Genomic DNA, 25,963 nt, shown 5'->3' with positions numbered 1-25,963 from the left:
CCCGGCGATTGGGCTATCCTCGATCTCTCCCGCGCCGCGCCAGAGCCGGGCGCAGACGCAGAGAAGCCTTGATGATCACCAGCAAGCTGCCGAATGTCGGCATCACCATTTTCACCCAGATGTCCCAGCTGGCCGCGCAGACTGGCGCGCTGAACCTGTCTCAGGGCTTTCCTGATTTCGATGGTCCGCAGGCCTTGCGCGATGCGGTCGGCCGGCACATTGCCCAAGGCCACAACCAATATTCCCCAATGACCGGCCTGCCGGCCCTGCGTCAGCAGATTGCGGCGAAGATCGCCCGCAGCTACGGCGCCAGCGTCGATGCCGATCAGGAAGTCACCGTGACCCCCGGCGCGACCCAGGGGATTTTCTGCGCCATTGCCGCGGTGGTCCACAGCGGTGATGAAGTGATCGTGTTCGACCCGTGCTACGACAGCTACGAGCCCGCCGTCGAGCTGGCCGGCGGGCGTTGCGTGCACGTGCAACTGGGCCTGGAAGACTTCGCCATCGACTTCCAGAAGCTCGGCGAAGCCCTGAGCCCGCGTACGCGCATGATCATCCTCAACACCCCGCACAATCCCAGCGGCGCCCTGATCAGCCGGGCTGAACTGGACCAGTTGGCGGCTCTGATCCGAGGCCGCGACATCTACCTGGTCAGCGATGAAGTCTATGAACACCTGGTATTCGACGGCGTGCCCCATGCCAGCGTGCTGGCTCACGAAGAACTGTACCGACGAGCGTTTGTCGTCAGTTCGTTCGGCAAGACCTATCACGTCACCGGCTGGAAAACCGGCTACGTCGTGGCGCCGCCGGCCTTGACCGCGGAACTGCGCAAGGTCCACCAGTACGTCAGTTTCTGCGGCGTGACGCCACTGCAATACGCACTGGCCGACTACATGGCCGCGCATCCGGAGCACGTCGACGAGTTGCCGGATTTCTACCAGGCCAAGCGCGACCTGTTCTGCGATCTGCTGGCGCCGTCGCGGTTCAGTTTCAAGCGCGTGACCGGGACCTATTTCCAGCTGGTGGACTATTCCCGGATCCGTCCGGACCTGAACGACGTCGACATGGCGGTGTGGATGACCCGCGAACACGGGGTGGCGACGATTCCGGTCTCGGTGTTCTACCAGGACCCACCCCAAGGCCAGCGCCTGGTGCGCCTGTGCTTTGCCAAGCGCGAGGAGACGCTGCGTGAAGCGGCGGAAAAACTATGCGTGATCTGAGTGCGTTGCCGAACCTGAACATTGCCCTGGTCCAGACCACCCTGGCCTGGCACGACCGCCGGGCCAACCTGGAGCATTTCGAGGCGCTATTGGAGCAGGCGCAAGGGGCTGACCTGATTATCCTGCCGGAAATGTTCACCACCGGCTTCTCCATGGAATCCGAGACGCTGGCCGAGCCGGAAAACGGCCCGACCCACCAGTGGCTCAAGGCTCAGGCGGCGAAGCTGAACGCGGTCATCACCGGTAGCGTGATTGTTCAGGCCGGCGACCGCAGCCATCGCAATCGCCTGCTCTGGGCGCGGCCGGACGGGGAGGTGTTGCATTACGACAAGCGCCATCTGTTTCGCATGGCCGGGGAGCACAATCACTACACCCCCGGCGAGCGGCAGGTGCTGTTGGAACTCAAGGGTTGGCGGATTCGTCCGTTGATCTGCTACGACCTGCGTTTTCCGGTCTGGAGTCGCGACGCCACGGACACCGACCTGCTGCTGTACACCGCCAACTGGCCGGGAGCGCGGCGCCAGCATTGGAATCGCCTGTTGCCGGCTCGGGCAATCGAGAACCTGTGCTACGTGGCGGCCGTGAACCGCGTCGGCACCGATGGTAAGGGTTTTGCCTACACCGGTGACAGCCAGGTGCTGGATTTCCAGGGCGAGACCCTGCTCAGTGCCGGCGAAGCGGACGGGGTGTTCATGGTCTGCTTGAATTCGGCGGACCTGGCGGCCTATCGCACGCGGTTCCCGGCGAACCTGGATGCCGATCAGTTCGAATTCATCTGATTGATACGATTCAGCCCTCAAAAAGCGCCAGGGTAGTCCGATATACGGGGCAGCCAAGGAGGAGTCCCTATGACCACAATTAGTGCAACCATACTTAACCCTTACCTGCCATCGACGCCGAAAGTCACGCTTAAAGGAGCAGAGCAAGAGCCGGCGAGTGCGACCAGCCCCACGGTATCGTTGGGCCTCAAAGAGACCAAAGACCCTGCCAAGACGCCTACCGCTGAAGGCGCCGGCAGTGCAAGCAGTCCAACAGAACAAGTGATCGAACAGCTGAAGAAGCAGATCGAGCAGACCGAGAAACTGTTGGCTCAACAGCAGGCTCAGTTGGCTCAGATCCAGAACAGCCGGGCCAATGAACAGCAAAAGGCCCAGCAGGCCATGGCGCTGCAAAATCAGATCATGGGTACCCAAGCCACGTTGATGACCCTGCGCGGGGCGCTGTTGCAGGCTATGACCGTGAAGATTGATACCCACGCCTGACAATTTTGTTGCCTGACGGGCCTCATCGCGAGCAGGCTCGCTCTCACAGGGTTTTGCAAACGACGCCCACTGTGGGAGCAAGCCTGCTCGCGATGAGGCCAGCGCAGTCAGCACAAAACGATCAGCCAAACAAAAAGGCCCCAGGGTTCACACCCCAGGGCCTTTTTGCATTTCAGCGATGGATCAGGCCGCTTTGGCTTCAGGCTGGCTCAGCGAGCGGTTCAGGGCGCTGAACAGTGCCTTGAAGCTGGCCGTGGTGATGTTTTCATCGATGCCCACGCCGTGTACGGCACGTTCACCGTTGACCCGCAGTTCGATGTACGCCGCGGCCTTGGCGTTGGTGCCGGCGCCGATGGCGTGTTCGTTGTAATCCATGATCTCCACGGGAATCGGCAGGCCGGCCACCAGCGCTTCCAGCGCGCCGTTGCCCTTGCCACGCCAGTGCAGGTTGGTCTCGCCCTGGCCTTTGCTCGCCACTTCCACTTCCACGGCGCTGTTGCCGTTTTCTTCCTGCAAGCGATGGCTGACCAGCGCGTACGGAGTGTTGGCTTGCAGGTATTCGCGTTGCAGCAAGCTGTAGATCTGCTGGGCAGTCATTTCCAGGCCGAGACGATCAGTTTCACCTTGTACCACCTGGCTGAACTCGATCTGCATGCGACGCGGCAGGCTGATGCCGTATTCCTGTTCCAGCAGGTAAGCGATGCCGCCTTTGCCGGACTGGCTGTTCACCCGGATCACGGCTTCATAGCTGCGGCCGATGTCGGCCGGGTCGATCGGCAGGTACGGTACTTCCCACAGACCATCGGATTTCTGCTGGGCGAAGCCTTTGCGGATCGCGTCCTGGTGCGATCCGGAGAACGCAGTGTGAACCAGGTCGCCAACATACGGATGACGCGGGTGCACCGGGATCTGGTTGCACTCTTCCACGACCTTGCGCACGCCGTCGATGTCGGAGAAGTCCAGTTCAGGGTCGACGCCCTGGGTGTAGAGGTTCAGGGCCACGGTCACCAGGTCGACGTTACCGGTGCGCTCGCCGTTGCCGAACAGGCAGCCTTCGACGCGGTCGGCGCCGGCCATCAGGCCCAGTTCGGTGGCGGCCACGCCGGTGCCACGGTCGTTGTGGGTGTGCAGGCTGATGAGCACGCTGTCGCGACGGCTGATGTTGCGGTGGAACCACTCGATCTGGTCGGCGTAGACGTTCGGGGTGGCGACTTCCACGGTGGCCGGCAGGTTGAGGATGATCTTGCGCTCGGGCGTCGGGTTCCAGACTTCGATGACGGCGTCGCAGACTTCCTTGGCGAACTCCAGCTCGGTGGCGCTGAAGGTCTCTGGCGAGTATTCGAACTGCCACTGGGTTTCCGGCTGCTGGGCGGCGTATTTGACGAACAGCTTGGCCGCGTTCACCGCAATTTCCTTCACGCCTTCCTTGTCCTGGTTGAACACAATGCGGCGGAATGATGGGCAGGTGGCGTTGTAGAGGTGGACGATGGCTTTCTTCGCGCCGCGCAGGGATTCGAAAGTCCGGGCGATCAGGTCTTCACGGGCCTGGGTCAGCACCTGGATGGTGGTGTCGTCCGGGATGTGGCCCTCTTCGATGAGGGTGCGCACGAAGTCGAAGTCGGTTTGCGAAGCCGCCGGGAACGACGCCTCGATTTCCTTCACGCCGACGGCGACCAGGGTTTTCCAGAAGCGCAGCTTCTTGACCGCGTCCATCGGCTCGATCAGCGACTGATTACCGTCACGCAGGTCGGAACTGCACCAGATCGGCGCAGTGGTGATGGTCTTCGATGGCCAGGTGCGGTCGGGCAGGTTGATGGTCGGAAAAGCGCGGTATTTGGAAGACGGGTCTTTGAGCATGCTCATCGTGGGAATCCTTTTATTGTCGTGGCCGGAAAAAAGGCGGCCTGCCGGTGGTTCGAACGGGGTGGCTTCAGAGCCTGGACGAGGTGCCGCGATTCAGCCCGGCAGTCGTGCGCTGACGAGGCACAGGCTGCGGTGCTGGCGAAGCTGAATGAGGGTGTGAGAGGTTTTCATGCCCTCAACCCTAACCGCGTGATGAAAGGATCGCAAGCAGTCGGGAAAAATTGAGAGAAGTTCTGCTTTTGGAGGGCTCTGCGAGATTTAATCGCAATTTATCAAGAGATTTGTGGTTTTATTGCGTCGATGTTTATCAGTTGGCAATCCCTGGTGAGAGGGTGATGCAGTTACCGTCATCGCGAGCAAGCTCCCTCCCACAGGAGGGGAGCGCCGCATCCAAAATCAGTGGGGGCGAGCCTGCTCGCAATGAGGCCAGCCGCCTTACCACAAGGCTCAGGGCTGAAACGCCCCAATGAAAATCGCCGGATCCACCCGCGCATCGTTCAGGCTGACATTCCAGTGCATATGCGGCCCGGTCGCCCGACCGGTGGAGCCGACCTTGCCCACGACCGTGCCCCGGGCCAGTTGCTGGCCGACCTTCACGTCAATCTTCGACATGTGGCAGAACATGCTGATGAAGCCTTGTCCGTGGTCGACGAACACCGTGTTGCCATTGAAAAAATAGTTACCGGTCAGGATCACCTTGCCGGCGGCCGGGGTCTTGATCGGCGTACCGGCGGGCACGGCGAAATCCAGGCCTGCGTGGGGGTTGCGCTCTTCGCCGTTGAAGAAGCGGCGCACGCCGAACTTGCTCGACAGCGGGCCGTTGACCGGTTTGTCCAGCAGCAGGTTGCTGGGGATATTCGGGCTGAAGCTACGGTAGGCCTTCAATTGCACGGCCATCTCGGTGTCGATGCGCTTGAGGTCCGCCGGGTTCGGGTTGACCTGGCGCTTGTTCTTGAGAGTGATGTGCTGCTCGGGGTACTTCTTGTAGCCGACCACGAACGGCTGGGTGCTGCCGCCGCTCTTGACCTGCTGGGTACCGGGCTGGACGGTCAGCGGAATGCCGACAATCGCCAGCCAGTTGTCCTGTTCCTTGACCACCAGTACCGGCTTGCCCTGATAACTGGCTTTCGGCGCCTGGGCCGCGCTACCCAGGTCCACGACCGCGACGCCGCCGGGCACCGGCTTGTTCAGCAGGCGGGTGATGTAACTGTCGGCGTGGGCATTGAAAGTCAGACAGAGCAACAGCAGGGGCGCTAGAAATCGCGGCATGGATCAATCCAGTAGAGAAAGGGTGACCGGTGTCAGGTGATTGTCTTCGACCCGCACCAACAGCTCGCCTTCGCCGAGACGGGCGCTCAGACGCTGGCCGGTCTGGGTCTGGCTGGCGCTGCGGATGGCATGGCCGCGCTCGTCCAGCAGAATGCTGTAGCCACGGCCCAGGGTCGCCAGGGGGCTGACGATGTGCAGGGTCTGCATCTGGTTGTGCAATTGCAGCCGTCGCGCTTTCAAGCCTTCGCGCATGGCCCGGGGCAAGCGTTCGGCGAGGCTGTCCAGGCGATGACGCAGCAAGGCCAGGTGCCGGCCGGGATGTTGCCCGGCCAGGCGGGTTTCCAGGCGGATCAGGCGTTCGCGGCGAGTGTTGAGGCTGCGCTCGAAGGCCCGGCGCAGGCGCATGTCCAAGTCATCCAGGCGTTGGGCTTGCTGGCGCAGGCGTTCGCCCGGATGGCGCAGGCGCCGGGTCAGGCCTTCGAGGCGCAGTTGATCGCGCATCAGCCGGTCGCGCATGCGCATCACCAACCGGCGATGCAGGCTTTCGACCCGGCGCACCAGGTCTGCGGCGTCCGGCGCCAGGAGTTCAGCGGCGGCTGAGGGCGTCGGGGCGCGCACGTCGGCGACGAAATCGCTGATGGACACGTCGGTTTCATGGCCCACGGCACTGACGATGGGCGTGACACAGGCGTCCACGGCCCGGGCCACGGCTTCTTCGTTGAAGCACCACAGGTCTTCCAGCGAACCACCGCCCCGGGCCAGGATCAGTGCATCGAAGCCCCGGGCGTCCGCCAGTTTCAAGGCGCGGACGATCTGCGCGGTGGCCTCGCGGCCTTGGACGGCAGTGGGAATCAAAGTCAGGGAGATCTGCGGCGCGCGGCGGCGGAAGACGCTGATGATGTCGCGGATCACCGCGCCAGTGGGCGAGCTGATGATGCCGATGCGTTGCGGATGGGCCGGCAGTGGCACTTTGCGCTCGGCGCTGAACAAGCCTTCGGCGCTGAGCTTGTCCTTCAAGGCATCGAAGGCCAGGCGCAGGGCGCCGTCGCCGGCCGGCTCCACCGTATCGAGGATCAATTGATAGTCGCCACGGCCCTCGAACAGCGAGACCTTGCCGCGAACCTTGACGGCCAATCCGTCCTTCAGCGCCTGGCGCACCCGCGCGGCGTTCTGCCGGAACAACGCGCAACGCACCTGGGCGCCGCTGTCCTTGAGGGTGAAGTACACGTGGCCGGAAGCAGGGCGGGCGAGGTTGGAAATTTCGCCCTCGACCCAGATGTTGCTGAACACGTCTTCGAGCAGCACCCGCGCACGGCCGTTGAGCTGGCTGACAGTCAGGACCTCGCGGTCCAGGCCCAGTCGGGCAAAGGGATCTTTAATCATGGGCGGCATGATAAGGGCATTTGTGCTTGAAGCTCCATGTGTGCAAACAATTAGACCGAGTCGCCTTCATCGCGAGCAAGCTCGCTCCCACAGGAGATCTATGTCGCACTGAAGATCAAATGTGGGAGCGAGCCTGCTCGCGATAGCGGCGGTGCAGCCAGCACAAATGCTGGATAAGCCCCCAACGTCTGGCTAAAGTCGCCGCTTCGTCATCAAGGAAGTGCCGGATGAACCTTTTCTCGTGGTTGGGCCAATGGGCATTTGCGCCCATGGAATGGCTGGTGATCGGCCTGGCCATCGCCCTGGCTTACATTGTGTTTGGTATTGCCGGCTTCGGCACGGCGCTGGTGGCGGCGCCGATTCTGCTGCTGTTCATGCCGCTGTCGAAGATCGTCCCGCTGCTGGTGCTGCTGGATTTTGTCGCGGCATTCGGCAATCTGCTGCCATCGCGGCGGGACGTTTCCCGGCCCGAGTTGCTGCGCTTGCTGCCGTGTATGGCACTGGGCTGCACCCTGGGAGTAATTTTCCTATTCAACCTCAAATCCGACCTGCTGTTGTTGCTGATGGGGCTATTTATCAGCTGCTATGCAATCTATAGCCTGCTGATCAAGACCCGACCGACGCAGTTGGCATCGCTGTGGGCCTTCCCGATGGGTACGGTGGGCGGGATGTTCGGCGCGTTGTTCGGCAGTGGGGGCTTCTTATATGCCATCTACTTGAACAGCCGACTGCCCAAGGAACCGGCCCGCGCCACTCAAAGTGCGTTGATCAGTTGCAGCACCGTAGTGCGCTTGAGCCTGTTTGTCATCGCCGGTGTGTATGCCGAGCTACCCTTGTTGGTATTGGCGTTGTGCCTGTTGCCGGCCATGGCGCTGGGACTCTGGATTGGTCGCCGCCTGACCATGAAAATGTCCCGCGAGGCATTCGTGCGCCTGGTGACCTGGCTGGTGCTCGCCAGCGGCATCGCCTTGATCGGGCGCTACCTGAGTGCTTGACCTGACTGGGCCAGAGATTAAGCTGCCCGGCCTTGCACTGCATCGCCACGCCAACCGTCAGGCCACACCATGAATTCGCAAAGCATCATCGTCCCGAGAATCTCCACCCTGCCGGTCCACGAGCCCCGGGCCCGGGCGATCGTGCGTTGGCTGGTGCGCAAGAATATCGTCGAGGAGCAACTGAGCACCTGCGGGCGCACCGGTAACCGCATGGCCCACGCCATCGCCCTCGGCGCCCGTGAGGTGGTGTTGCATCCTGAAGCCTTGCCATTTGGTGAGGCGATCAATGGTCTGGAAATCATCACCAAGCGCTGCATCTATACCCCGGCCAAGGGCTTCCTCGAAGAAGCCGGCTGCGCCGAGTGCCGCAAGGAAGTCGGCGAAGCGCTGTTCGAAAGCCTGGAAGACTGGATGCCCGAGCGCACCGACAACTTCACCTGCCCCGAATGCGGGCATGAAGACGACATCAATGGCTTCCTGTTCTTGCAGCCGTGCGGCTTCTCCAACCTGGGCTTCATCTTCAACAACTGGCTCGAGGCGGGGTTCAAACAGACGTTTCTCGACGAATTCGCCGATTGGCTGGACCAGCCGGTGAGTTGGGTGCAAGTGGAGTTGTAAGGGAGGCAAACCACGGCCCCTGTGGCGAGGGAGCTTGCTCCCGCTGGGCTGCGAAGCGGCCCCTTGCTTTTTGCGGTCGCTACGCCCGAGGCGTCGGACCGACCTGGCGGGAGCAAGCTCCCTCGCCACGGGTTCGGTGTAGGGTAGCAATGCAATGATTTGGCCCATCAATCACGCGGGCAATAATAGACAGAGTTTTACATTGAGCCAGGCGGGGTGCATGAGTATAATGGCGCGCTTCCATTTTCCCGCTCGGGAGCCCCCGCGATGCTGCGTATCAGCCAAGAAGCCCTGACCTTCGACGACATTCTCCTAGTGCCCGGTTATTCCGAGGTACTGCCTAACGAAGTCAGTCTCAAAACCCGTCTCACCCGTGGCATCGAGTTGAATATTCCGCTGGTGTCCGCCGCCATGGACACCGTGACCGAAGCCCGTCTGGCCATTGCCATGGCCCAGGAAGGCGGTATCGGTATCATCCACAAGAACATGACCATCGAACAGCAGGCCGCCGAAGTGCGCAAGGTCAAGCGGTTCGAGGCTGGCGTGGTCAAGGACCCGATCACCATCGAGGCTGACGCCACGGTTCGCGATCTGTTCGAACTGACCCGCATGCACAACATCTCGGGCGTTCCGGTGCTGCACGATGGCGACCTGGTCGGCATCGTCACTTCCCGCGACGTGCGCTTCGAGAACCGCCTGGACGCCACCGTCCGTCAGGTGATGACGCCCAAGGAGCGCTTGGTCACGGTCAAGGAAGGCACCAGCAAGGACGAAGTCCGCGAGCTGCTGCACAAGAATCGTATCGAGCGCGTGCTGATCGTCGACGACAAGTTCGCCCTCAAGGGCATGATGACCGTTAACGACATCGAAAAAGCCAAGGCCTACCCACTTGCCAGCAAGGACGACCAAGGCCGCCTGCGCGTCGGCGCTGCGGTCGGCACCGGCAAGGACACCGGTGACCGCGTCGCCGCCCTGGTCAATGCCGGCGTGGACGTGGTGGTCGTCGACACCGCCCATGGCCATTCCAAAGGCGTGATCGACCGTGTTCGCTGGGTCAAGCAGAACTTCCCTGACGTGCAGGTCATCGGCGGCAACATCGCCACCGGCGCTGCCGCCAAGGCCCTGGTCGAAGCCGGCGCAGACGCGGTCAAGGTCGGTATCGGCCCTGGCTCGATCTGCACCACTCGAATCGTCGCCGGCGTCGGCGTCCCGCAGATCAGCGCCATCGCCAACGTTGCCGCTGCCCTTGAAGGCACGGGTGTCCCGTTGATCGCCGACGGCGGCATCCGTTTCTCCGGTGATCTGTCCAAGGCCATCGTTGCCGGTGCCTACAGCGTGATGATGGGTTCGATGTTCGCCGGTACCGAAGAAGCACCGGGTGAGATCGAGCTGTTCCAGGGCCGTAGCTACAAGGCTTACCGCGGCATGGGTTCGCTGGGCGCCATGTCCCAGGCCCAGGGTTCTTCCGACCGTTACTTCCAGGACTCCTCTGCGGGCGCCGAGAAGCTGGTACCGGAAGGCATCGAAGGTCGCGTGCCGTACAAAGGCACCCTGACCGCCATCATCCATCAGCTGATGGGCGGCCTGCGTTCTTCCATGGGCTACACCGGCAGCGCCAACATCGAAGAGATGCGCACCCAGCCGGAGTTCGTACGCATCACCGGTGCCGGCATGGCCGAGTCCCACGTCCACGATGTGCAGATCACCAAGGAAGCGCCGAACTACCGGGTCGGCTGATGCCGACAGCGGCAGGCTACAAGCTACAAGCTACAAGCGGTAGTTGCGCTGCAGCGACTACCGCGTTCTCCCCGATCAACTGGCAGCTTGCGGCTTGAAGCTTGCAGCTGCATCAGAGAATGAGTCATGGCCCTCGACATTCACGCTCACCGCATCCTGATCCTCGACTTCGGTTCCCAGTACACCCAGCTGATCGCCCGCCGCGTGCGTGAAATCGGCGTGTATTGCGAACTGCATCCGTTCGACATGGATGACGAAGCGATTCGCGAATTCGCGCCCAAGGGCGTCATCCTCGCTGGCGGCCCCGAGTCCGTGCACGAAGCCAACAGCCCGCGCTGCCCGCAAGCGGTGTTCGACCTGGGCGTACCGGTTTTCGGTATCTGCTACGGCATGCAGACCATGGCCGAGCAACTGGGCGGCAAGGTCGAGGGTTCCGACCTGCGTGAGTTCGGTTATGCCCGCGTCGACGTGGTCGGCAAGAGCCGCCTGCTGGACGGCATCGAAGATCATATCGATGCCGACGGCCTGTTCGGCCTGGACGTGTGGATGAGCCACGGTGACAAAGTCACCAAGATGCCGGAAGACTTCCACATCCTCGCCAGCACCCCGAGCTGCCCGATTGCCGGCATGTTCAGCGACGAGCGTCGCTACTATGGCGTGCAATTCCACCCTGAAGTGACTCACACCAAGCAGGGCGGCCGGATCCTGTCGCGTTTCATCCTCGACATCTGCGAGTGTGAAGCGCTGTGGACCCCCTCGAAGATCGCGGAAGACGCCATCGCCCAGGTACGCGCGCAGGTCGGCACCGACAACGTGCTGCTGGGCCTGTCCGGCGGCGTCGATTCCTCGGTGGTTGCCGCGCTGCTGCACAAGGCCATCGGCGACCAACTGACCTGCGTCTTCGTCGACAACGGCCTGCTGCGCCTGCACGAAGGCGAGCAAGTGATGGCCATGTTCGCCGAGAACATGGGCGTCAAGGTGATCCGCGCCAACGCCGAAGAGCAGTTCCTGGCCAACCTGGCCGGCGAGTCCGACCCGGAGAAGAAGCGCAAGATCATCGGCCGTACCTTCATCGACGTGTTCGATGCCGAATCCTGCAAGTTGGACAACATCAAGTACCTGGCCCAAGGCACCATCTACCCCGACGTGATCGAGTCGGCCGGCGCCAAGAGCGGCAAGGCCCACGTGATCAAGTCCCACCACAACGTCGGTGGCCTGCCGGAAGAAATGAACCTCAAGCTGGTCGAGCCGCTGCGCGAATTGTTCAAGGACGAAGTGCGTCGCCTCGGCCTTGAACTGGGCCTGCCGTACGACATGGTCTACCGCCACCCCTTCCCGGGCCCGGGCCTGGGTGTGCGGATCCTCGGTGAAGTGAAGAAGGAATACGCCGACCTGCTGCGTCGCGCCGACCACATCTTCATCGAAGAACTGCGCAAGGCCGACTGGTACCACAAGGTCAGCCAGGCCTTTGTGGTGTTCCAGCCGGTGAAATCCGTTGGCGTGGTTGGCGATGGTCGTCGTTACGCCTGGGTCGTGGCGCTGCGTGCGGTGGAAACCATCGACTTCATGACCGCTCGCTGGGCACACCTGCCGTATGAGCTGCTGGAGACTGTCTCCGGGCGGATCATCAACGAAATCGACGGCATCTCCCGCGTCACCTATGACGTGTCGAGCAAGCCGCCGGCGACGATTGAGTGGGAATGATCCCGCGTCCGGCATAAACCGGCACTAAAGCATCTTCAAGCCCGCGTAACTGCGGGCTTTTTTACGTTTTCAGCCTGGCACTGTCTGATCGGTCGCAGCTCGCGTCGCGTACGCGGCGATGAACATGGCGACGGCCGACCGGCAATAGTATTTGATTTCGTTGGCGTCCTCCGCTCTCGCGGACGCTGGCGTGTTTGATCGGTATCGCCCGGGAAAGCCCGTCGACCGCTGAGGCCCTTCATGCACCTTCCCTGTCACCTTTCGCTACGATTGCCGTCTCGGCGGGAACTGAGACACGCTTATCATCGAGCAGTATGAGCTGCGGGTAGCGCAGCCATTCGAAATCAGCGCGGTTGTCATTTGACAACTTTACGGCTCATGCGAATACTGGGGATCACGGATGATTCGTCCAACGCACCCGAAAAAAGAAATCGAAGAATCGCTTAGATATGCTGAAAGTCTGGGGTGGCGCGTAGACGTTGGCGGCAGTCACGCGTGGGGGCGGGTTTATTGTCCCTACAAAGAGGTGCAATGCCGCTGTGGCGAGTTCTGCATCACCTCGATATGGAGCACGCCGAAGAACCCTGGCAATCATGCGCGAGCATTGCGACGTGTCGTGGACAATTGCACTGCGTATCGCAATCGACGCGACGCTGAGGAATAGAACAATGGAATATACCTTTACCTTGAAGTATCAGCTTGCTCACGATGGCGGTGCCATGGATGAACTGGTCGAGCGCCTGGGAGAAGCGGGCTGCGACGATGCCTTGGTGGGTATCGGGCAACCGGGACGGTTAGCGCTTGAGTTCACTCGCGATGCTCCTGATGCGGTCAAGGCGGTGTTCAGCGCTCTGGCCGACGTCCATCGCACGGTGCCGTCGGCAAGGTTGATCGAAGTAGCGCCTGATTTGGTCGGGCTGACCGACGTAGCCGAGATTGTAGGTATGTCTCGGCAGAACATGCGCAAGTTGATGTTGGCTCATCCGAGCACCTTCCCGACGCCAGTGCATGAGGGAAGCGTTTCTATCTGGCATCTGGCGGACGTGCTGAACTGGCTGCAGGCCAAGGGCAACTATTTGCTGGCCCAGAATGTATTGGATGTGGCCCAGGTGGCGCTGCAGGTCAACGTTGCGAAAGAAGGTCGACGGTTACCTGGTATGGCTTGCGAAGAGTTGGACGCTTTGGTTGGCTGACGGAAAAAGCGGTATCGCTTTACTGCGTTTGTGTAGCGTCGAAAGCCATATCGAACCGCAGGTGGGCGCATTCGTGATGCAGTGGGCAACTGCGTTTCAAAGGAAACGGCTACGTTGTTTGAATCATTGAACCATGCCTTGGCCGCCGCTCAGGCGGACCCCGTCGACTTCAACGCCGCGCTACATCCGAGAAATAGAACTTGTCGAGGGTATGCCGTGATTCGGTGTACTCGAACTGCCGGCCGTCCTGGAGAAAGGTCTGGTTGCTGACCACGATGACATGACTTTGACCGTCGAGGTCAAGGTGCTGCTGGTCATCCTTTGCGCACCGGACAGCTTCGATGGTGCGCTGGGCATAGGCGATTTGCAGTTGCAAGGTCTGCTCGATGAAGGCGTAGATCGACCGTTCGGCGATGTCGCGGGTCAGGCCGGGGATCACGTCGCTGACGAAATGGTTGATATCCAGGATCACCCGTTTGCCGTCGATTCGCCGCACACGCTTGATGCGCGTCACCTGGCTGCCGGCGGGCGCCTTGATGTGCTCCAGCAGGGCGCCTTCCAGCGGCAGTTGAGTGAACTCGACCACATCGGTGCTGACATCGTCGCCCAGGCGCGGATACGTTTCCTGGAAACTGACGATTCCGCCGAGTTGGAATTCGATGGGGGACGTCGACAGCACGAAGGTGCCCTTGCCATGGATTTTCTGAGCAAAACCGCGTTCCTGAAGTTGTTCGATGGCCTTGCGTACCGTGCCACGGCTGGCCTGGTAGCTGTCCATCAGTTCGGTTTCCGAAGGCAGGCGGGCGCCACGCTCGAGGCGTTCGGTGGTAATGCTGCTCAGCAGATCATTGTAGATCTGGTTGTATTTACTCATGCAGAGGGCTCTGTACTGCGCTGTTCACCGGGGCGGAACCTTAAGGGCCGAGTGGGGATTTGTCCATTCGGCTGTAATTATTCGACGACAGGAGCGTAGGACGTTTCCTGCTTTGGCGAGGTGTCATCATAAACAATTTCACAACTCGTCTGTACGAGTTGTTGATTTAACTCGTACAGACGAGTACTTTCTCTTCCACGTGCTGTCGACTCTCAATAACAAGAATGACGCGGAAGAAAAAAGCATGAGCCACGATTACTCCAGAATCGCCAGTGAGCTGCTACAAAGCTTGGGTGGCGTCGACAACATCGAGCAGGCCGCCCACTGTGTGACGCGACTGCGCCTGTCCCTCAAGGATGCGGCCCGGGTGGACAGTGCCACGCTGAACCAGATCGACCTGGTCAAGGGCTCGTTTTTTACCGGGGGCCTGTTCCAGGTCGTCATTGGTCCGGGGGAGGTGGAAAAAGTCTATGCCGCCTTGCGCGAGCTGACCGGCCTGGCCGCAGCGACCATTGCCGACGTCAAGCGACAGGGCGCTCAGAAGGGCAACGGCATGCAGCGCCTGGTGCGGGTGTTGTCCGATGTGTTCATGCCCATCCTGCCCGCCCTGGTGATTGCCGGCCTGCTGATGGGCGTCAACAACCTGCTGGGCGCCAAGGGCATGTTCATCGCCGGGCAGACGTTGCTCGATGCCTATCCGAACCTGGATGGCGTCTGGAGCCTGATCAATCTGATGGCCAATACCTCCTTCGTCTTTCTGCCGGCCCTGGTGGGCTGGTCGGCGGCCAAGCGTTTCGGGGGCAGCGAGATTCTCGGCATCGTGCTGGGGCTGATGCTCGTCCACCCGGACTTGCTCAATGCCTGGAACTACGGCAAGGCCGTGGCGGGGCTGGATGGCCAGAGCCTGCCGTACTTCGATATCTTCGGTTGGTTCCAGATCGAGAAAGTCGGCTATCAGGGGCAGATCCTGCCGATCCTGCTGGCGGCCTATGTCATGAGCGTGATCGAGCGGTGGTTGCGAGCCCGCGTGCCCAACGCGATCCAACTGCTGGTGATCCCCATCACCACGATCGTGATCACCGGAGTACTGGCGCTTGCCGTCATCGGTCCGGTCACCCGGCATCTGGGGATCCTGATCACCGAAGGCATGGTGGCGCTGTTCGACCTGGCGCCGGTCATTGGCGGAGCGATCTTCGGCCTGCTCTATGCACCGCTGGTGGTGACCGGGATGCACCATATGTTCCTGGCCGTGGATCTTCAGTTGATCTCGACCCAGGGTGGCACCTTCATCTGGCCGATGATCGTCATGTCCAACCTGGCCCAGGGCAGTGCGGCGCTGGCGGTGTTCTACATGACCCGCAATGCGCGGGACAAGAGCATGGCGTCCACTTCGGCGATTTCCGCCTACTTCGGGATCACGGAGCCGGCGATGTTCGGGGTCAACCTGCGCTACAAATTCCCTTTCTATTGCGCCTTGGTCGGTTCGGCCCTGGGCTGCATTTTCCTGTCGCTGAACAAGATCAAGGCCTCGGCGATTGGCGTAGGAGGGCTGCCGGGGTTCATTTCGATCGTGCCTGACTTCATACCGATGTTTGTGGTCGGCATGGTCATCGCCATGAGCGTGCCCTTTGCCCTGACCTGCGCGTTGAGCATGAAGATCGTCCGGCCGGGGTATCGGGTGGCATGACTTGCGGTGCTTGCACGATGAGGCCCACGAGGCCTGCACAAATCAGACTGAAGGAATCGCACATGCAAGACTGGCAACGCTCGGTGATCTACCAGATCTATCCCAAGAGTTTCTACAGTCACGGCGGCCAGGCCACCGGTGATTTGCTAGGGGTGGTGGACAAGCTCGACTACTTGCACTGGCTGGGTGTGGACTACCTGTGGCTGACGCCGTTCCTGCGTTCGCCGCAACGGGACAATGGCTACGACATCAGCGACTACTACGCCATCGACCCCAGCTACGGCACCATGGCCGACTGCGAGCTGTTGATCACGGAGGCACGCAAGCGTGGTATCAAGCTGATGCTCGATATCGTAGTCAACCACACCTCCATCGAGCATCCCTGGTTCCAGGCCGCCCGCAGCAGCCTCGACAACCCGTACCGCGATTTCTATATCTGGCGGGACCGGCCGAACAACTGGGAGTCCAAGTTCGGCGGCTCGGCCTGGGAATATGAAGCGCAGACCGGCCAGTATTACCTGCATCTGTTCGACCATACCCAGGCCGACCTGAACTGGGACAATCCCCAGGTGCGCGCCGAAGTGTTCAAGATGATGCGTTTCTGGCGGGACAAAGGGGTGGGGGGCTTTCGTCTCGATGTGATCAATCTGATCTCCAAGCCGGTCGACTTCCCTGACGATCACACGGACGGTCGGCGCTTCTACACCGACGGCCCCAACGTGCACCGTTACCTGCAGGAAATGCATCGGGAAGTCTTCGAAGGGTTCGACCTGATCAACGTCGGCGAGATGTCATCCACCAGCCTTGAGCACTGCGTTCGTTATTCCTGCCCGGCCTCCCGCGAACTGTCGATGACCTTCAATTTCCATCACTTGAAGGTCGATTACCCGAACCTGCAAAAGTGGGTGCGGGCCGACTTCGATTTTCTCGAACTCAAACGCATCCTGTCCGACTGGCAGGTCGGCATGCAGGCCGGGCACGGTTGGAATGCGCTGTTCTGGTGTAACCATGACCAGCCAAGGGTGGTGTCGCGGTTCGGGGACGACGGTGAGTACCGCGTGTCCTCGGCGAAGATGCTCGCCACAGCGTTGCACTTTCTTCAGGGCACGCCATTCGTGTACCAGGGCGAGGAACTGGGCATGACCAATCCGGGGTTCGAGCACATCGAGCAATACCGCGATGTGGAAACCCTGAACATCTATCGCCTCAAACGCAACGCCGGAGAGCCCGAAGCCGAGGCCATGGCGCCGATCATGCAGAAGTCCCGTGACAACGGGCGCACGCCAATGCAATGGAGTGCCGGGCCGAACGCGGGTTTCAGCCGGGCCGAGCCCTGGATTGGCATACCTGCCAATGCAGCCTTTATCAATGTGGAACAACAACAGAAAGACTCGACCTCGGTGCTGCATTACTACCGTCAGTTGATCGCCCTGCGCCGCAGCGAAGCCTTGATCCAGGACGGTGTCTATCGCCTGCTGTTGCCTGAACATCCGCACGTATGGGCGTACCTGCGCGAAGGGCAGGGCGAGCGCCTGCTGGTAGTCAGCCATTTTCATGGGAGCGACCGCGAGGTTGAGCTGCCCGAAGGGATCCTCACCGATGGCACGAAGCAGCGCTGGGTGATCGGCAATTACGAGGCCGCTGAGCATCGATACCGACGGCTGCGCCTGCGGCCCTACGAGTCGTTCGTGTTGCACCTGAGCGACTGAATACAACTTCCCCTGACCCAGGCGATGCCTGACAGCGAACACGTTGCGCCAGACGCATTGTGGGCCCTTTGTCGCCAGCCAAATGGTGGCCAAGTGGGGAGTCATGGAGCAGAAAAACAATAAGAAATGATGGAGAGGCGTATGAAAACAATAATAAACCGTGGCCTTGCCGCGTCCTGTATCTGCCTGGCGTTGCCATTCCCGGTTCAGGCCCTGGAGTTTTCCGGCTATCTGCGCAGCGGCGTCGGCAGCGCGACCAACGGCCGTTCTCAATCCTGCTTCCAATTACCTGGTGCGCAGACCAAATATCGGTTGGGCAATGAATGCGAGCAGTACGGGGAATTGGAATTGCGCCAGGATCTTTTCACCCTCGACGACGGTTCGGTGCTGAGCGTGGACGGTATGGCATCGCTGTACAACCGCTATGACCGCACGCCGACCTTTCAGGGTGAGAACGGCTCGGCACGCATGCCGCAGATGTATGCCCAATGGTCGAACATGCCCAGACTGAACGGCGGGTCGCTGTGGGCCGGTCGGCGTTACTACAAACGTAACGACATCCATATCTCGGATTTCTACTACTGGAACCAGAGTGCTACCGGTGGCGGGATCGAGGATGTGCTGATCGGCGGGTTGAAGTACAGCTACGCTTTCTCGCGCAAGGACAACCTTTACCAGAAAGATCCGGTCAGCCGGCATGACTTCAACGTCGCCGGTTTCAAGCCCAATCCCGGTGGTGAGCTGGAATTCGGCCTGAGCTTCATCGACCGGGCGGACCGTCGCGACGCCCACCGCGGCTGGGCCTTGACCGCCCAGCATGTGCAGCAGGACTTCCTGGGCGGCAAGAATAAACTGGCCTTGCAGTACGGTGAGGGTCCCGGCACCGGGCTGGGGTATACCGGCGACACCGGACTGGACGACGGCAACAAGAGTTATCGTCTGGTGGAGTTTTTCGATTGGCAGGTCACACCGCGTTTCGGCGGGCAGGCGCAGGCGGTGTATCAGAAAGACATCCGCCCCGACGGCGCCGACCAGGACTGGGTGTCATTGGGGGTACGCCCGGCGTATGCCATCACCGACCAGTTCAAACTGGTGGCCGAATTGGGCCACGACCAAGTGCAGGCCAGCGCTGGAACGCGCAAGCTGAACAAAGTGACGTTTGCGCCCACCTGGTCGCCCAAGGGGCCGGAATTCTGGGCTCGCCCGGAAATACGCCTCTATTACACCTATGCCAGCTGGAACAAGGCGGCCCAGCGCGCAGCCAATGAACTGGCCGCCGGTTCGGCGCTGTCGGATAGCGGTGTATTTGGCGGTGCGCGGCACGGTTCCAACGTGGGTCTGCAAGTCGAATACTGGTGGAAATGACCCGTGTAGCGCGGGTCGCCGATCTCTGCGTGCCCGCGATGCCAAAAAGAACAGACAGCAGCAGGTGAAGCCTCATGAACACAACTCAACCTTTGCAATTGCTCGCACCGCTGTCCGGTGTCCTGATGCCCTTGGACAGCGTGCCGGACCCCGTCTTCTCCAGCCGGGTAGTGGGAGATGGCATCTGCATCGATCCGACCTCTCAGACCCTTTGCGCACCGCTGGCCGGCGTCATCGGTACGCTCCAGGACAGCGCCCATGCGGTGAGTGTCACCGCGGACAACGGCGTCCAGGTGCTGATGCACATTGGCCTGGACACGGTCAATCTGGCGGGCAAGGGGTTCACCTCGCGGGTGATCATGGGACAACGGGTCGAAGCTGGCCAGCCGCTGATCGACTTCGATGCCGACTACATCGCCCTGCATGCGCGTAGCTTGATGACGCTGATGCTGGTAGTCAGTGGCGAACCCTTCAGCCTGCTCGGGGACGGTGCGGGTTGTATCGAGAGCGGTGCGCCGTTGTTGCGTGTGTGCCCGGCGGAACAAGGTCCCGTCGACGAGGCGCAGCAGGGTGCGGTGCTGTTTTCCAAGCCGCTGATCGTGCCCAATGAAAGTGGCCTGCACGCCCGCCCTGCAGCGGTGCTCGCCCAGGCAGCCAAAGGGTTTGATGCCAATATCCAACTGCATAGGCAGCAAGCCGGCGCCAATGCCAAATCACTGGTCGCGATCATGGCGTTGCAGACGGTCAAGGGCGACAGCGTGCAGATCAGCGCCGCCGGCCCTCAGGCCGAACAGGCCATCGAGGCATTGGAGCACCTACTGCTGTCGGGATGCGGCGAAACGGTGTGCGCGCCGCTGGCGTCGGAGCCGGCCATGACGGTCGAACCGTCGATGCCTGGCCGGCTGCGGGGCGTCTGCGCATCGCCCGGCTCGGCGTTTGGCGAAGTGGTTCAGATCGTCTCCCAGGTGTGGCACATCGAAGAGGCGGGCGTCGGCATCGAGATTGAGCAGGCGGCCCTGAATCAGGGGCTGGAGCAGGCGACTCAAGCCTTGAAGGCATTGCAGGACGAGGCGACGGGCAGTGTCCAGGCGCAGATCTTTCGCGCCCATCAGGAGTTGCTCGAAGACCCCACGCTGCTAGAGCAGGCTCAAGCCTTGATCAGCGCGGGCAAGAGCGCGGCATTCGCCTGGAAAACCGCGACCGAGGCGACTGCTGCGCTGTTCCAGCAAATGGGCAGCGCGTTGCTGGCCGAGCGCGCAACGGACCTGGCGGATGTCGGGCAACGGGTGCTCAAGCTGATCCTGGGCGTACAGGACGACGCCTGGAACCTGCCCGAACAGGCGATCCTCGTGGCTGAGCAACTGACGCCGTCCCAGACCGCCAGCCTCGACACCTCGCGCATCGCCGGCTTCGTTACCGTGGGCGGTGGCGCCACCAGCCATGTCGCGATCCTCGCCCGTGCACTGGGCTTGCCCTCGCTGTGTGGCGTGGCGCACGCCGTGCTGAGCCTTGATAACGGTACCCAGGTGCTGCTCGACGCCGACAATGGCGAATTGCACCTGAATCCGGACCAGGCCTTGATCGAGCAATTCCAGGCCACTCGTGAGCGGCGGCGCCAGCGGCATCAGCGTGACCTCGAACAATCGGCCCAGGCGGCTTGTACCCTTGACGGTCATCGAGTCGAGATCGGCGCCAACGTCGGGTCGCTGCGGGACGTGGAGCAAGCCGTAAGCCTGGGCGGCGAAGGTGTCGGGCTGTTGCGCTCCGAACTGCTTTATCTGGATCGTACACACCCTCCTGGTCATGACGAACAGGCGGCCCTGTACAGTGCCGTCGCCCAAGCCCTGGGGCCTGAGCGCAATCTGGTGGTTCGCACCCTGGACGTGGGCGGGGACAAGCCGCTGGCCTACGTGCCGATGGCTCATGAGGCCAACCCATTTCTGGGCATGCGCGGTATTCGCCTGTGCCTGGAGCGACCGCAGTTGTTGCGTGAACAGTTCCGGGCCATCCTCGCCTGTTCGGGGCTGGCGCGGTTGCACATCATGCTGCCCATGGTCACGCAACTGGCGGAGCTGCGCCTGGCGCGGCAGATGCTGGACGAAGAGGTCCGCCACCTGGGGCTCGAGCAGGCGCCGAAGCTGGGCATCATGATCGAAGTGCCGGCGGCGGCGCTGATGGCCGACCTGTTTGCTCCGGAAGTGGATTTCTTCTCCATCGGCACCAACGACCTGGCCCAATACACCCTGGCCATGGATCGGGACCATCCACGGCTGGCCAGCCAGGCCGACAGCCTGCATCCCTCGGTGCTGCGCTTGATCGCCCGTACGGCCGAGGCGGCTCGAGTCCATGGCAAATGGGTCGGTGTATGTGGCGCGCTGGCCTCCGAACCGCTGGCGGTGCCGGTCTTGCTGGGCTTGGGCGTGGATGAGCTATCGGTCAGCGTGCCGCTGATTCCGGCGATCAAGGCCTGCGTGCGTGAATGGAACCTGAGCGAGTGCCGCACGCTGGCTCAACAGGCCTTGAGCCAGGAAAGTGCCGAGCAGGTGCGTGACCTGCTGCGTACTTATTCATCCACGGCCGCCCCGGCCACCTTGGCCATGGAGTACTGAACATGTTCGACAAACTGCAACAGGCATTCTGGAAAGCCCTGACCCCGGACCTGATCCCGGATACACCCAAGCGGCCAGCAGCGGTCGAAGGGCTGGCGCCGGCCATCATTGCCGCGCTGGGCGGCGCGGAAAACCTCAAGTCCCATCAGCCTGTGGCATTGACCCGGCTGCGGGTGGAGTTGCAGGAGGTGGCGCGGATCGACCGGGCCGGGTTGAGCGTCGCGGGTGTGGCGGCGGTGATGACGCTGGAAAACGGCGTGGTACACCTGATCACCGGCTTGCAAGGTTGACTGTTCGGGGGCTGCTGCGCAGCCCAGCGGGAATGATTCCCCGCCACAAGAGCGGCTAGGTCGAGGCTCGTTCGGCGTCTGCGGATATGGCTTCGCAGCCTGCCTGATCCTCCACACCTCTGACCCATGGCGAGGAAACTTGCTTCCAGAAGCCTTGTGGATAACCACCATGGTTTTATTTTCATTTTTGCCGGCCTTACCGTTTCTCATCTGCGGGTGTATCGTATTCGCCTTTTGCGAGCCCCCGTGGTTCGCTGCTGATTCAATAGGTGGTTGCGTTCATGTCCTTTACCCGTCGCCAAATCCTCGGTGGCCTGGCCGGTCTTGTTGTTGTGGGCGTTGGCGCGGGAGGCGCATCGCGGTATTGGTTGGGTAAGCGGGCGGATGCCGAGGCCGGGCACGATTATGAGCTGATCGCCGCGCCCCTCGATGTCGAGCTGGTGGCCGGGCACAGGACCCAGGCCTGGGCTTTCGGGCCATCGGCACCGGGGACCGAGTTGCGGGTGCGGCAGGGTGAGTGGTTGCGGGTGCGTTTCATCAATCACTTGCCGGTCGCGACCACTATTCACTGGCACGGCATCCGTTTGCCGCTGGAGATGGACGGTGTGCCGTATGTCTCGCAGCTACCCGTGCTACCGGGCGAATACTTCGATTACAAATTCCGTGTGCCGGACGCCGGAAGCTATTGGTATCACCCGCACGTCAACAGCAGCGAAGAGCTCGGACGTGGGCTGGTCGGGCCGTTGATCATCGAGGAGCGCGAGCCTACCGGGTTCAAGTACGAACAGACCCTGAGCCTCAAGAGCTGGCATGTGGATGAGCAAGGGCAGTTCGTGGAATTCAGCATTCCCCGTGAAGCGGCCCGGGGCGGGACGGCTGGACGGTTGGCGACCATCAACGGCGTGCCGCAAGCGGTGATCGACCTGCCGGCCGGGCAGATCACTCGGGTACGCTTGCTCAACCTGGACAACACCCTGACCTACCGCATCAATATTCCGGGCGTCGAGGCGCAGATCTATGCGCTGGACGGCAATCCCATCGAGCCACGCCCGTTGGGCAAGGAATACTGGCTTGGTCCCGGCATGCGCATTTGCCTGGCAATCAAGGCTCCGCCGGCGGGCCAGGAACTGTCATTGCGCAATGGCCCGGTACGCCTGGGTACCTTGCGCTCGGTGCCCAACAACGAGGCGCCGACCGCCTGGCCACCCGCGCTGCCGCCCAACCCGGTGTCCGAGCCTGACCTGGCCAATGCCGAAAAACTCAACTTCAATTTCGAATGGGTCGGTTCGGTGTCGGTCAACGTGGACAACGGCAAGCCGCCGAGTCTGTGGCAGATCAACGGCAAGGCCTGGGACATCACCGACAAGACTTGCGCCGACCGGCCGATCGCCACGCTGAAGAAAGGCCAGAGCTACATTTTCGAATTGAAGAACATGACCCAGTACCAGCATCCGATCCATTTGCACGGCATGAGCTTCAAGGTGATCGCCTCCAACCGGCACAAGGTCATCCCGTACTTCACCGACACCTACCTGCTGGGCAAGAACGAGCGGGCGCAGGTTGCACTGGTGGCGGATAACCCTGGGGTATGGATGTTCCATTGTCATGTCATCGACCACATGGAAACCGGTCTGATGGCCGCCATCGAGGTGGCGTGATGCGCCAGATTCGTCCCGCCCGGATCATCGACCGCAGTCGTGACCAGGACTTCATGCGCGAAGCCCTGGCGCTCGCCGTACAAGGCGCGGCCCTGGGCGAAGTGCCGGTGGGCGCGGTGCTGGTGCAGGACGGCGAGATCATCGGGCGCGGCTTCAACTGCCCGATCAGCGGCCACGACCCCAGCGCCCATGCGGAAATGGTCGCGATTCGCGCCGCCGCCCAGGCTGTGAGCAACTATCGCCTGCCCGGCAGCACCCTCTACGTCACGCTGGAGCCGTGCAGCATGTGTGCCGGCCTGATCGTCCACTCGCGCATCGCCCGGGTGGTCTACGGCGCCCTGGAACCCAAGGCCGGTATCGTGCAGAGCCAGGGGCAGTTTTTCAGCCAGGGGTTTCTGAATCATCGGGTGATGTTCGAGGGCGGAGTGCTGGCAGAGGAGTGCAGCGCAGTGTTGAGTGAGTTTTTCAGGGCGCGTAGGGCCAAATCGCAAGGTTGAATACATAGCCCTGTGGCGAGGGAGCTTGCTCCCGCTAGGCTGCGCAGCCGCCCCAAACCATTCAACACATGGCCTTGGGAAAAACCAGTTGGCAGGCTTTACGGCAGCTGCGCAGCCGAGCGGGAGCAAGCTCCCTCGCCACAATGATTGGCAGCCCTGAAGTGAACATGGACTGGCTCACATAGGAGGGCTATTTACGCGCCACAATCACCGCCCGCATCGGCGCCGGCAGGCCTTCGATGGTTTTGCTGTGGTCCGCAGGATCGAGGAAGTCCCTCAATGACTGGTACTTCATCCACTCAGTGCTGCGTTGTTCCTCGACACTCGTCAGGCTCACGTCCACGCAGCGCACGTCGCTGAAGCCGGCGCGGCGCAGCCAGCGTTCCAGGGCCGGCACCGAGGGCAGGAACCAGACGTTGCGCATCTGCGCGTAGCGGTCCTCGGGGACCAGCACCTGATGCTCGTCGCCCTCGATCACCAGGGTTTCCAATACCAGCTCGCCGCCCTTCACCAGGCAGTCTTTCAGGGCCAGCAAGTGCTCGATGGGTGAGCGACGGTGGTAGAACACACCCATGGAGAACACGGTGTCGAAGCCTTCGAGGTCTGGCGGAAGGTCTTCGAAGGGGAACGGCAGGTGCCAGGCGTTGGGCTGTGACAGGTAGCGCTGTACGGCCTGGAACTGGCAGAAGAACAACCAATTGGGATCAACGCCGATCACTGTGTCGGCGCCGGCGCCGAGCATCCGCCACATGTAATAGCCGTTGCCGCAGCCCACGTCCAGGATGCGCTTGCCCTTGAGGTCAAGGTACGGTGCGACCCGCGACCACTTCCAATCCGAACGCCATTCGGTGTCCACGTGCACCCCGAACAGGTCGAAAGGGCCTTTTCGCCACGGCGACAAACCCATCAAGGCTGTACGCATTTGTGCTCGGGTTTCGTCAGCGCAATCGGTGTCGAGGGTCAGGCCATTCAGCAGGTCGATCTCGGTCGGTTGCAGGACTGGCAAGGCGTCGAGGGCGCTCTGCCAGCGCTCCAGGTCGCCGTGCCCCTTTTCCATCTTGCGGTCGAGTTGCGTCTGCAGCGTCGCGGCCCAGTCGGCCAGGGGCGTGCCGGCCAGGCGGCGGGCGAGGGGGGACAAATCGATCATGGCAGGGCAATCAACGAGGCGAAGTTCAGGCATTGGAACCATGGCACGACTTTCGAGAACCCGGCCGCCAGCAGGCGTTCGCGGTGTTCTTCGAGGCTGTCGGGCTTCATGACGTTTTCGATGGCGCTGCGTTTCTGGGCGATTTCCAGCTCGCTGTAACCGTTGGCACGTTTGAACGCCACGTGCAGGTCGGTGAGCAGGGCGTGCTCCTGGGCATCGTTGAAGCGCAGCTTTTCCGAAAGGATCAGGGCGCCGCCGGGCAACAGGGATTGGTGGATGCGGCTCAACAGGGTCGTGCGCTGGTCCGGGGCGATGAACTGCAGGGTGAAGTTCAAGGCCACTACCGAGGCCGGTTGGAACGTGAGCGCGAGGATGTCGCCCTCGATGACTTCCACCGGCAGCAGTTCCTGGAACATCGAATCCTGGCCGTTGAGGTATTCGCGGCAGCGCTCGACCATCGCCGCCGAGTTATCCACAGCGATCACCCGGCATCCATCGGTGCGCACGTGGCGGCGCAGCGCCTGCGTCACGGCGCCCAGGGACGCGCCCAAATCATAGAGCACGCTATTGGGCTGTGCGAACTGCGCGGCGAGCACGCCGAGGTTTTCGACAATGGTCGGGTAGCCCGGCACCGAACGCTTGATCATGTCCGGAAACACCCGCACCACGTCCTCGTTGAAGGCGAAGTCCGGCACTTGGGCCAGGGGTTGGGCGAATAGACGGTCGGGATCTTTGCTCACGGCGGTTCCAGCGGAATGGGTAGTGAAAAGGCCGGCATTTTAACCAAAAAAACTGTAGGAGCGAGCTTGCTCGCGATGGCGGTGTTTCTGAAGGCAAGAATGTCGACTGACGGATCGCTATCGCGAGCAGGCTCGCTCCCACA

The 25,963-nt window shown here is 61.7% G+C and carries 22 protein-coding genes; 16 read left to right on the top strand and 6 right to left on the bottom strand.

Translation table 11 applies throughout. The features are described 5' to 3' along the window. Positions 1–71 precede the first annotated feature (71 nt). The 3 genes from ACLEJR_RS08040 (at position 72) to ACLEJR_RS08030 (ending at position 2,482) form a co-directional block, all read left to right on the top strand. The gene (locus ACLEJR_RS08040) at positions 72–1,220 is read left to right on the top strand and encodes a pyridoxal phosphate-dependent aminotransferase (RefSeq protein ID WP_440813180.1); all 1,149 of its coding nucleotides are present in this window, start codon (positions 72–74) and stop codon (positions 1,218–1,220) included. Next, positions 1,208–1,999 (top strand): amidohydrolase, encoded by a 792-nt coding sequence (locus tag ACLEJR_RS08035; RefSeq protein WP_440813178.1) that lies wholly within the window; start codon positions 1,208–1,210, stop codon positions 1,997–1,999. Before ACLEJR_RS08040 ends, ACLEJR_RS08035 begins: the two co-directional genes overlap by 13 nt. A gap of 69 nt (positions 2,000–2,068) precedes the next feature. Next, complete coding sequence (locus tag ACLEJR_RS08030) at positions 2,069–2,482, top strand: hypothetical protein (protein WP_440813177.1); 414 nt, start codon at positions 2,069–2,071, stop codon at positions 2,480–2,482. Between the two features lie 183 nt (positions 2,483–2,665). On the opposite strand, the gene leuA is transcribed toward ACLEJR_RS08030, so the two are convergent. The 3 genes from leuA to xseA form a co-directional block, all read right to left on the bottom strand. Then, a complete protein-coding gene (leuA, locus tag ACLEJR_RS08025; protein ID WP_440791392.1) occupies positions 2,666–4,345 on the bottom strand; it encodes a 2-isopropylmalate synthase in 1,680 nt (559 codons plus the stop codon). Positions 4,346–4,792: 447 nt separating this feature from the next. After that, complete coding sequence (locus ACLEJR_RS08020; protein ID WP_440791390.1) at positions 4,793–5,614, bottom strand: peptidoglycan DD-metalloendopeptidase family protein; 822 nt, start codon at positions 5,612–5,614, stop codon at positions 4,793–4,795. 3 nt (positions 5,615–5,617) lie between these two features. Next, the gene (gene xseA / locus ACLEJR_RS08015) at positions 5,618–6,997 is read right to left on the bottom strand and encodes an exodeoxyribonuclease VII large subunit (protein WP_440791388.1); all 1,380 of its coding nucleotides are present in this window, start codon (positions 6,995–6,997) and stop codon (positions 5,618–5,620) included. A gap of 227 nt (positions 6,998–7,224) precedes the next feature. Between xseA and ACLEJR_RS08010 the strand changes: the two genes are divergently transcribed. The 6 genes from ACLEJR_RS08010 (at position 7,225) to ACLEJR_RS07985 (ending at position 13,244) form a co-directional block, all read left to right on the top strand. Further along, on the top strand, positions 7,225–7,992 hold the full coding sequence (locus ACLEJR_RS08010) for a sulfite exporter TauE/SafE family protein (protein ID WP_440813174.1): 768 nt from the start codon (positions 7,225–7,227) through the stop codon (positions 7,990–7,992). A gap of 69 nt (positions 7,993–8,061) precedes the next feature. Next, a complete protein-coding gene (locus tag ACLEJR_RS08005) occupies positions 8,062–8,610 on the top strand; it encodes a sugar ABC transporter ATPase (protein ID WP_440813173.1) in 549 nt (182 codons plus the stop codon). Positions 8,611–8,877: 267 nt separating this feature from the next. Beyond that, on the top strand, positions 8,878–10,347 hold the full coding sequence (gene guaB, locus ACLEJR_RS08000; RefSeq protein ID WP_440791382.1) for an IMP dehydrogenase: 1,470 nt from the start codon (positions 8,878–8,880) through the stop codon (positions 10,345–10,347). 126 nt (positions 10,348–10,473) lie between these two features. Then, positions 10,474–12,051, top strand: coding sequence for a glutamine-hydrolyzing GMP synthase (gene guaA, locus ACLEJR_RS07995; protein ID WP_440791380.1), 1,578 nt, complete (start codon positions 10,474–10,476; stop codon positions 12,049–12,051). A gap of 400 nt (positions 12,052–12,451) precedes the next feature. After that, positions 12,452–12,715 (top strand): hypothetical protein, encoded by a 264-nt coding sequence (locus ACLEJR_RS07990; protein ID WP_440791360.1) that lies wholly within the window; start codon positions 12,452–12,454, stop codon positions 12,713–12,715. A gap of 4 nt (positions 12,716–12,719) precedes the next feature. Then, positions 12,720–13,244 (top strand): helix-turn-helix transcriptional regulator, encoded by a 525-nt coding sequence (locus ACLEJR_RS07985; RefSeq protein ID WP_440791358.1) that lies wholly within the window; start codon positions 12,720–12,722, stop codon positions 13,242–13,244. A gap of 169 nt (positions 13,245–13,413) precedes the next feature. Here the strand turns inward: ACLEJR_RS07985 and treR are convergent, their stop codons facing one another. Further along, complete coding sequence (gene treR / locus ACLEJR_RS07980) at positions 13,414–14,118, bottom strand: trehalose operon repressor (protein WP_440791356.1); 705 nt, start codon at positions 14,116–14,118, stop codon at positions 13,414–13,416. A gap of 244 nt (positions 14,119–14,362) precedes the next feature. Here treR and treP point away from each other — a divergent pair, with 244 nt between their 5' ends. The 7 genes from treP (at position 14,363) to tadA (ending at position 23,933) form a co-directional block, all read left to right on the top strand. Continuing rightward, complete coding sequence (treP, locus tag ACLEJR_RS07975; protein ID WP_440791354.1) at positions 14,363–15,805, top strand: PTS system trehalose-specific EIIBC component; 1,443 nt, start codon at positions 14,363–14,365, stop codon at positions 15,803–15,805. A 62-nt stretch (positions 15,806–15,867) separates the two neighbouring features. After that, positions 15,868–17,514 (top strand): alpha,alpha-phosphotrehalase, encoded by a 1,647-nt coding sequence (gene treC, locus ACLEJR_RS07970; protein WP_440791352.1) that lies wholly within the window; start codon positions 15,868–15,870, stop codon positions 17,512–17,514. A 141-nt stretch (positions 17,515–17,655) separates the two neighbouring features. After that, positions 17,656–18,879, top strand: a complete 1,224-nt coding sequence (locus ACLEJR_RS07965) for a maltoporin (RefSeq protein ID WP_440791350.1) — start codon at positions 17,656–17,658, stop codon at positions 18,877–18,879. Between the two features lie 74 nt (positions 18,880–18,953). Then, on the top strand, positions 18,954–21,488 hold the full coding sequence (gene ptsP / locus ACLEJR_RS07960) for a phosphoenolpyruvate--protein phosphotransferase (protein ID WP_440813171.1): 2,535 nt from the start codon (positions 18,954–18,956) through the stop codon (positions 21,486–21,488). Between the two features lie 2 nt (positions 21,489–21,490). Next, positions 21,491–21,778, top strand: coding sequence for a PTS transporter subunit EIIB (locus ACLEJR_RS07955; RefSeq protein WP_440791346.1), 288 nt, complete (start codon positions 21,491–21,493; stop codon positions 21,776–21,778). Between the two features lie 281 nt (positions 21,779–22,059). Beyond that, positions 22,060–23,436, top strand: coding sequence for a multicopper oxidase family protein (locus ACLEJR_RS07950; protein ID WP_440813170.1), 1,377 nt, complete (start codon positions 22,060–22,062; stop codon positions 23,434–23,436). Beyond that, on the top strand, positions 23,436–23,933 hold the full coding sequence (gene tadA / locus ACLEJR_RS07945; RefSeq protein ID WP_440813167.1) for a tRNA adenosine(34) deaminase TadA: 498 nt from the start codon (positions 23,436–23,438) through the stop codon (positions 23,931–23,933). Before ACLEJR_RS07950 ends, tadA begins: the two co-directional genes overlap by 1 nt. A 190-nt stretch (positions 23,934–24,123) precedes the next feature. On the opposite strand, the gene cmoB is transcribed toward tadA, so the two are convergent. After that, the gene (gene cmoB / locus ACLEJR_RS07940) at positions 24,124–25,080 is read right to left on the bottom strand and encodes a tRNA 5-methoxyuridine(34)/uridine 5-oxyacetic acid(34) synthase CmoB (RefSeq protein ID WP_440813165.1); all 957 of its coding nucleotides are present in this window, start codon (positions 25,078–25,080) and stop codon (positions 24,124–24,126) included. Then, entirely contained in the window at positions 25,077–25,820 is a 744-nt protein-coding gene (gene cmoA / locus ACLEJR_RS07935; protein WP_440813163.1) for a carboxy-S-adenosyl-L-methionine synthase CmoA, read from the bottom strand. Before cmoA ends, cmoB begins: the two co-directional genes overlap by 4 nt. Between the last annotated feature and the right edge of the window lie 143 nt (positions 25,821–25,963).

This window comes from Pseudomonas sp. SMN5 (assembly GCF_052041925.1).
Taxonomy (GTDB): domain Bacteria; phylum Pseudomonadota; class Gammaproteobacteria; order Pseudomonadales; family Pseudomonadaceae; genus Aquipseudomonas.
The sequence above is the reverse complement of the archived record's forward strand: the minus strand, read 5'-3'. Positions and strand labels throughout refer to the sequence as shown.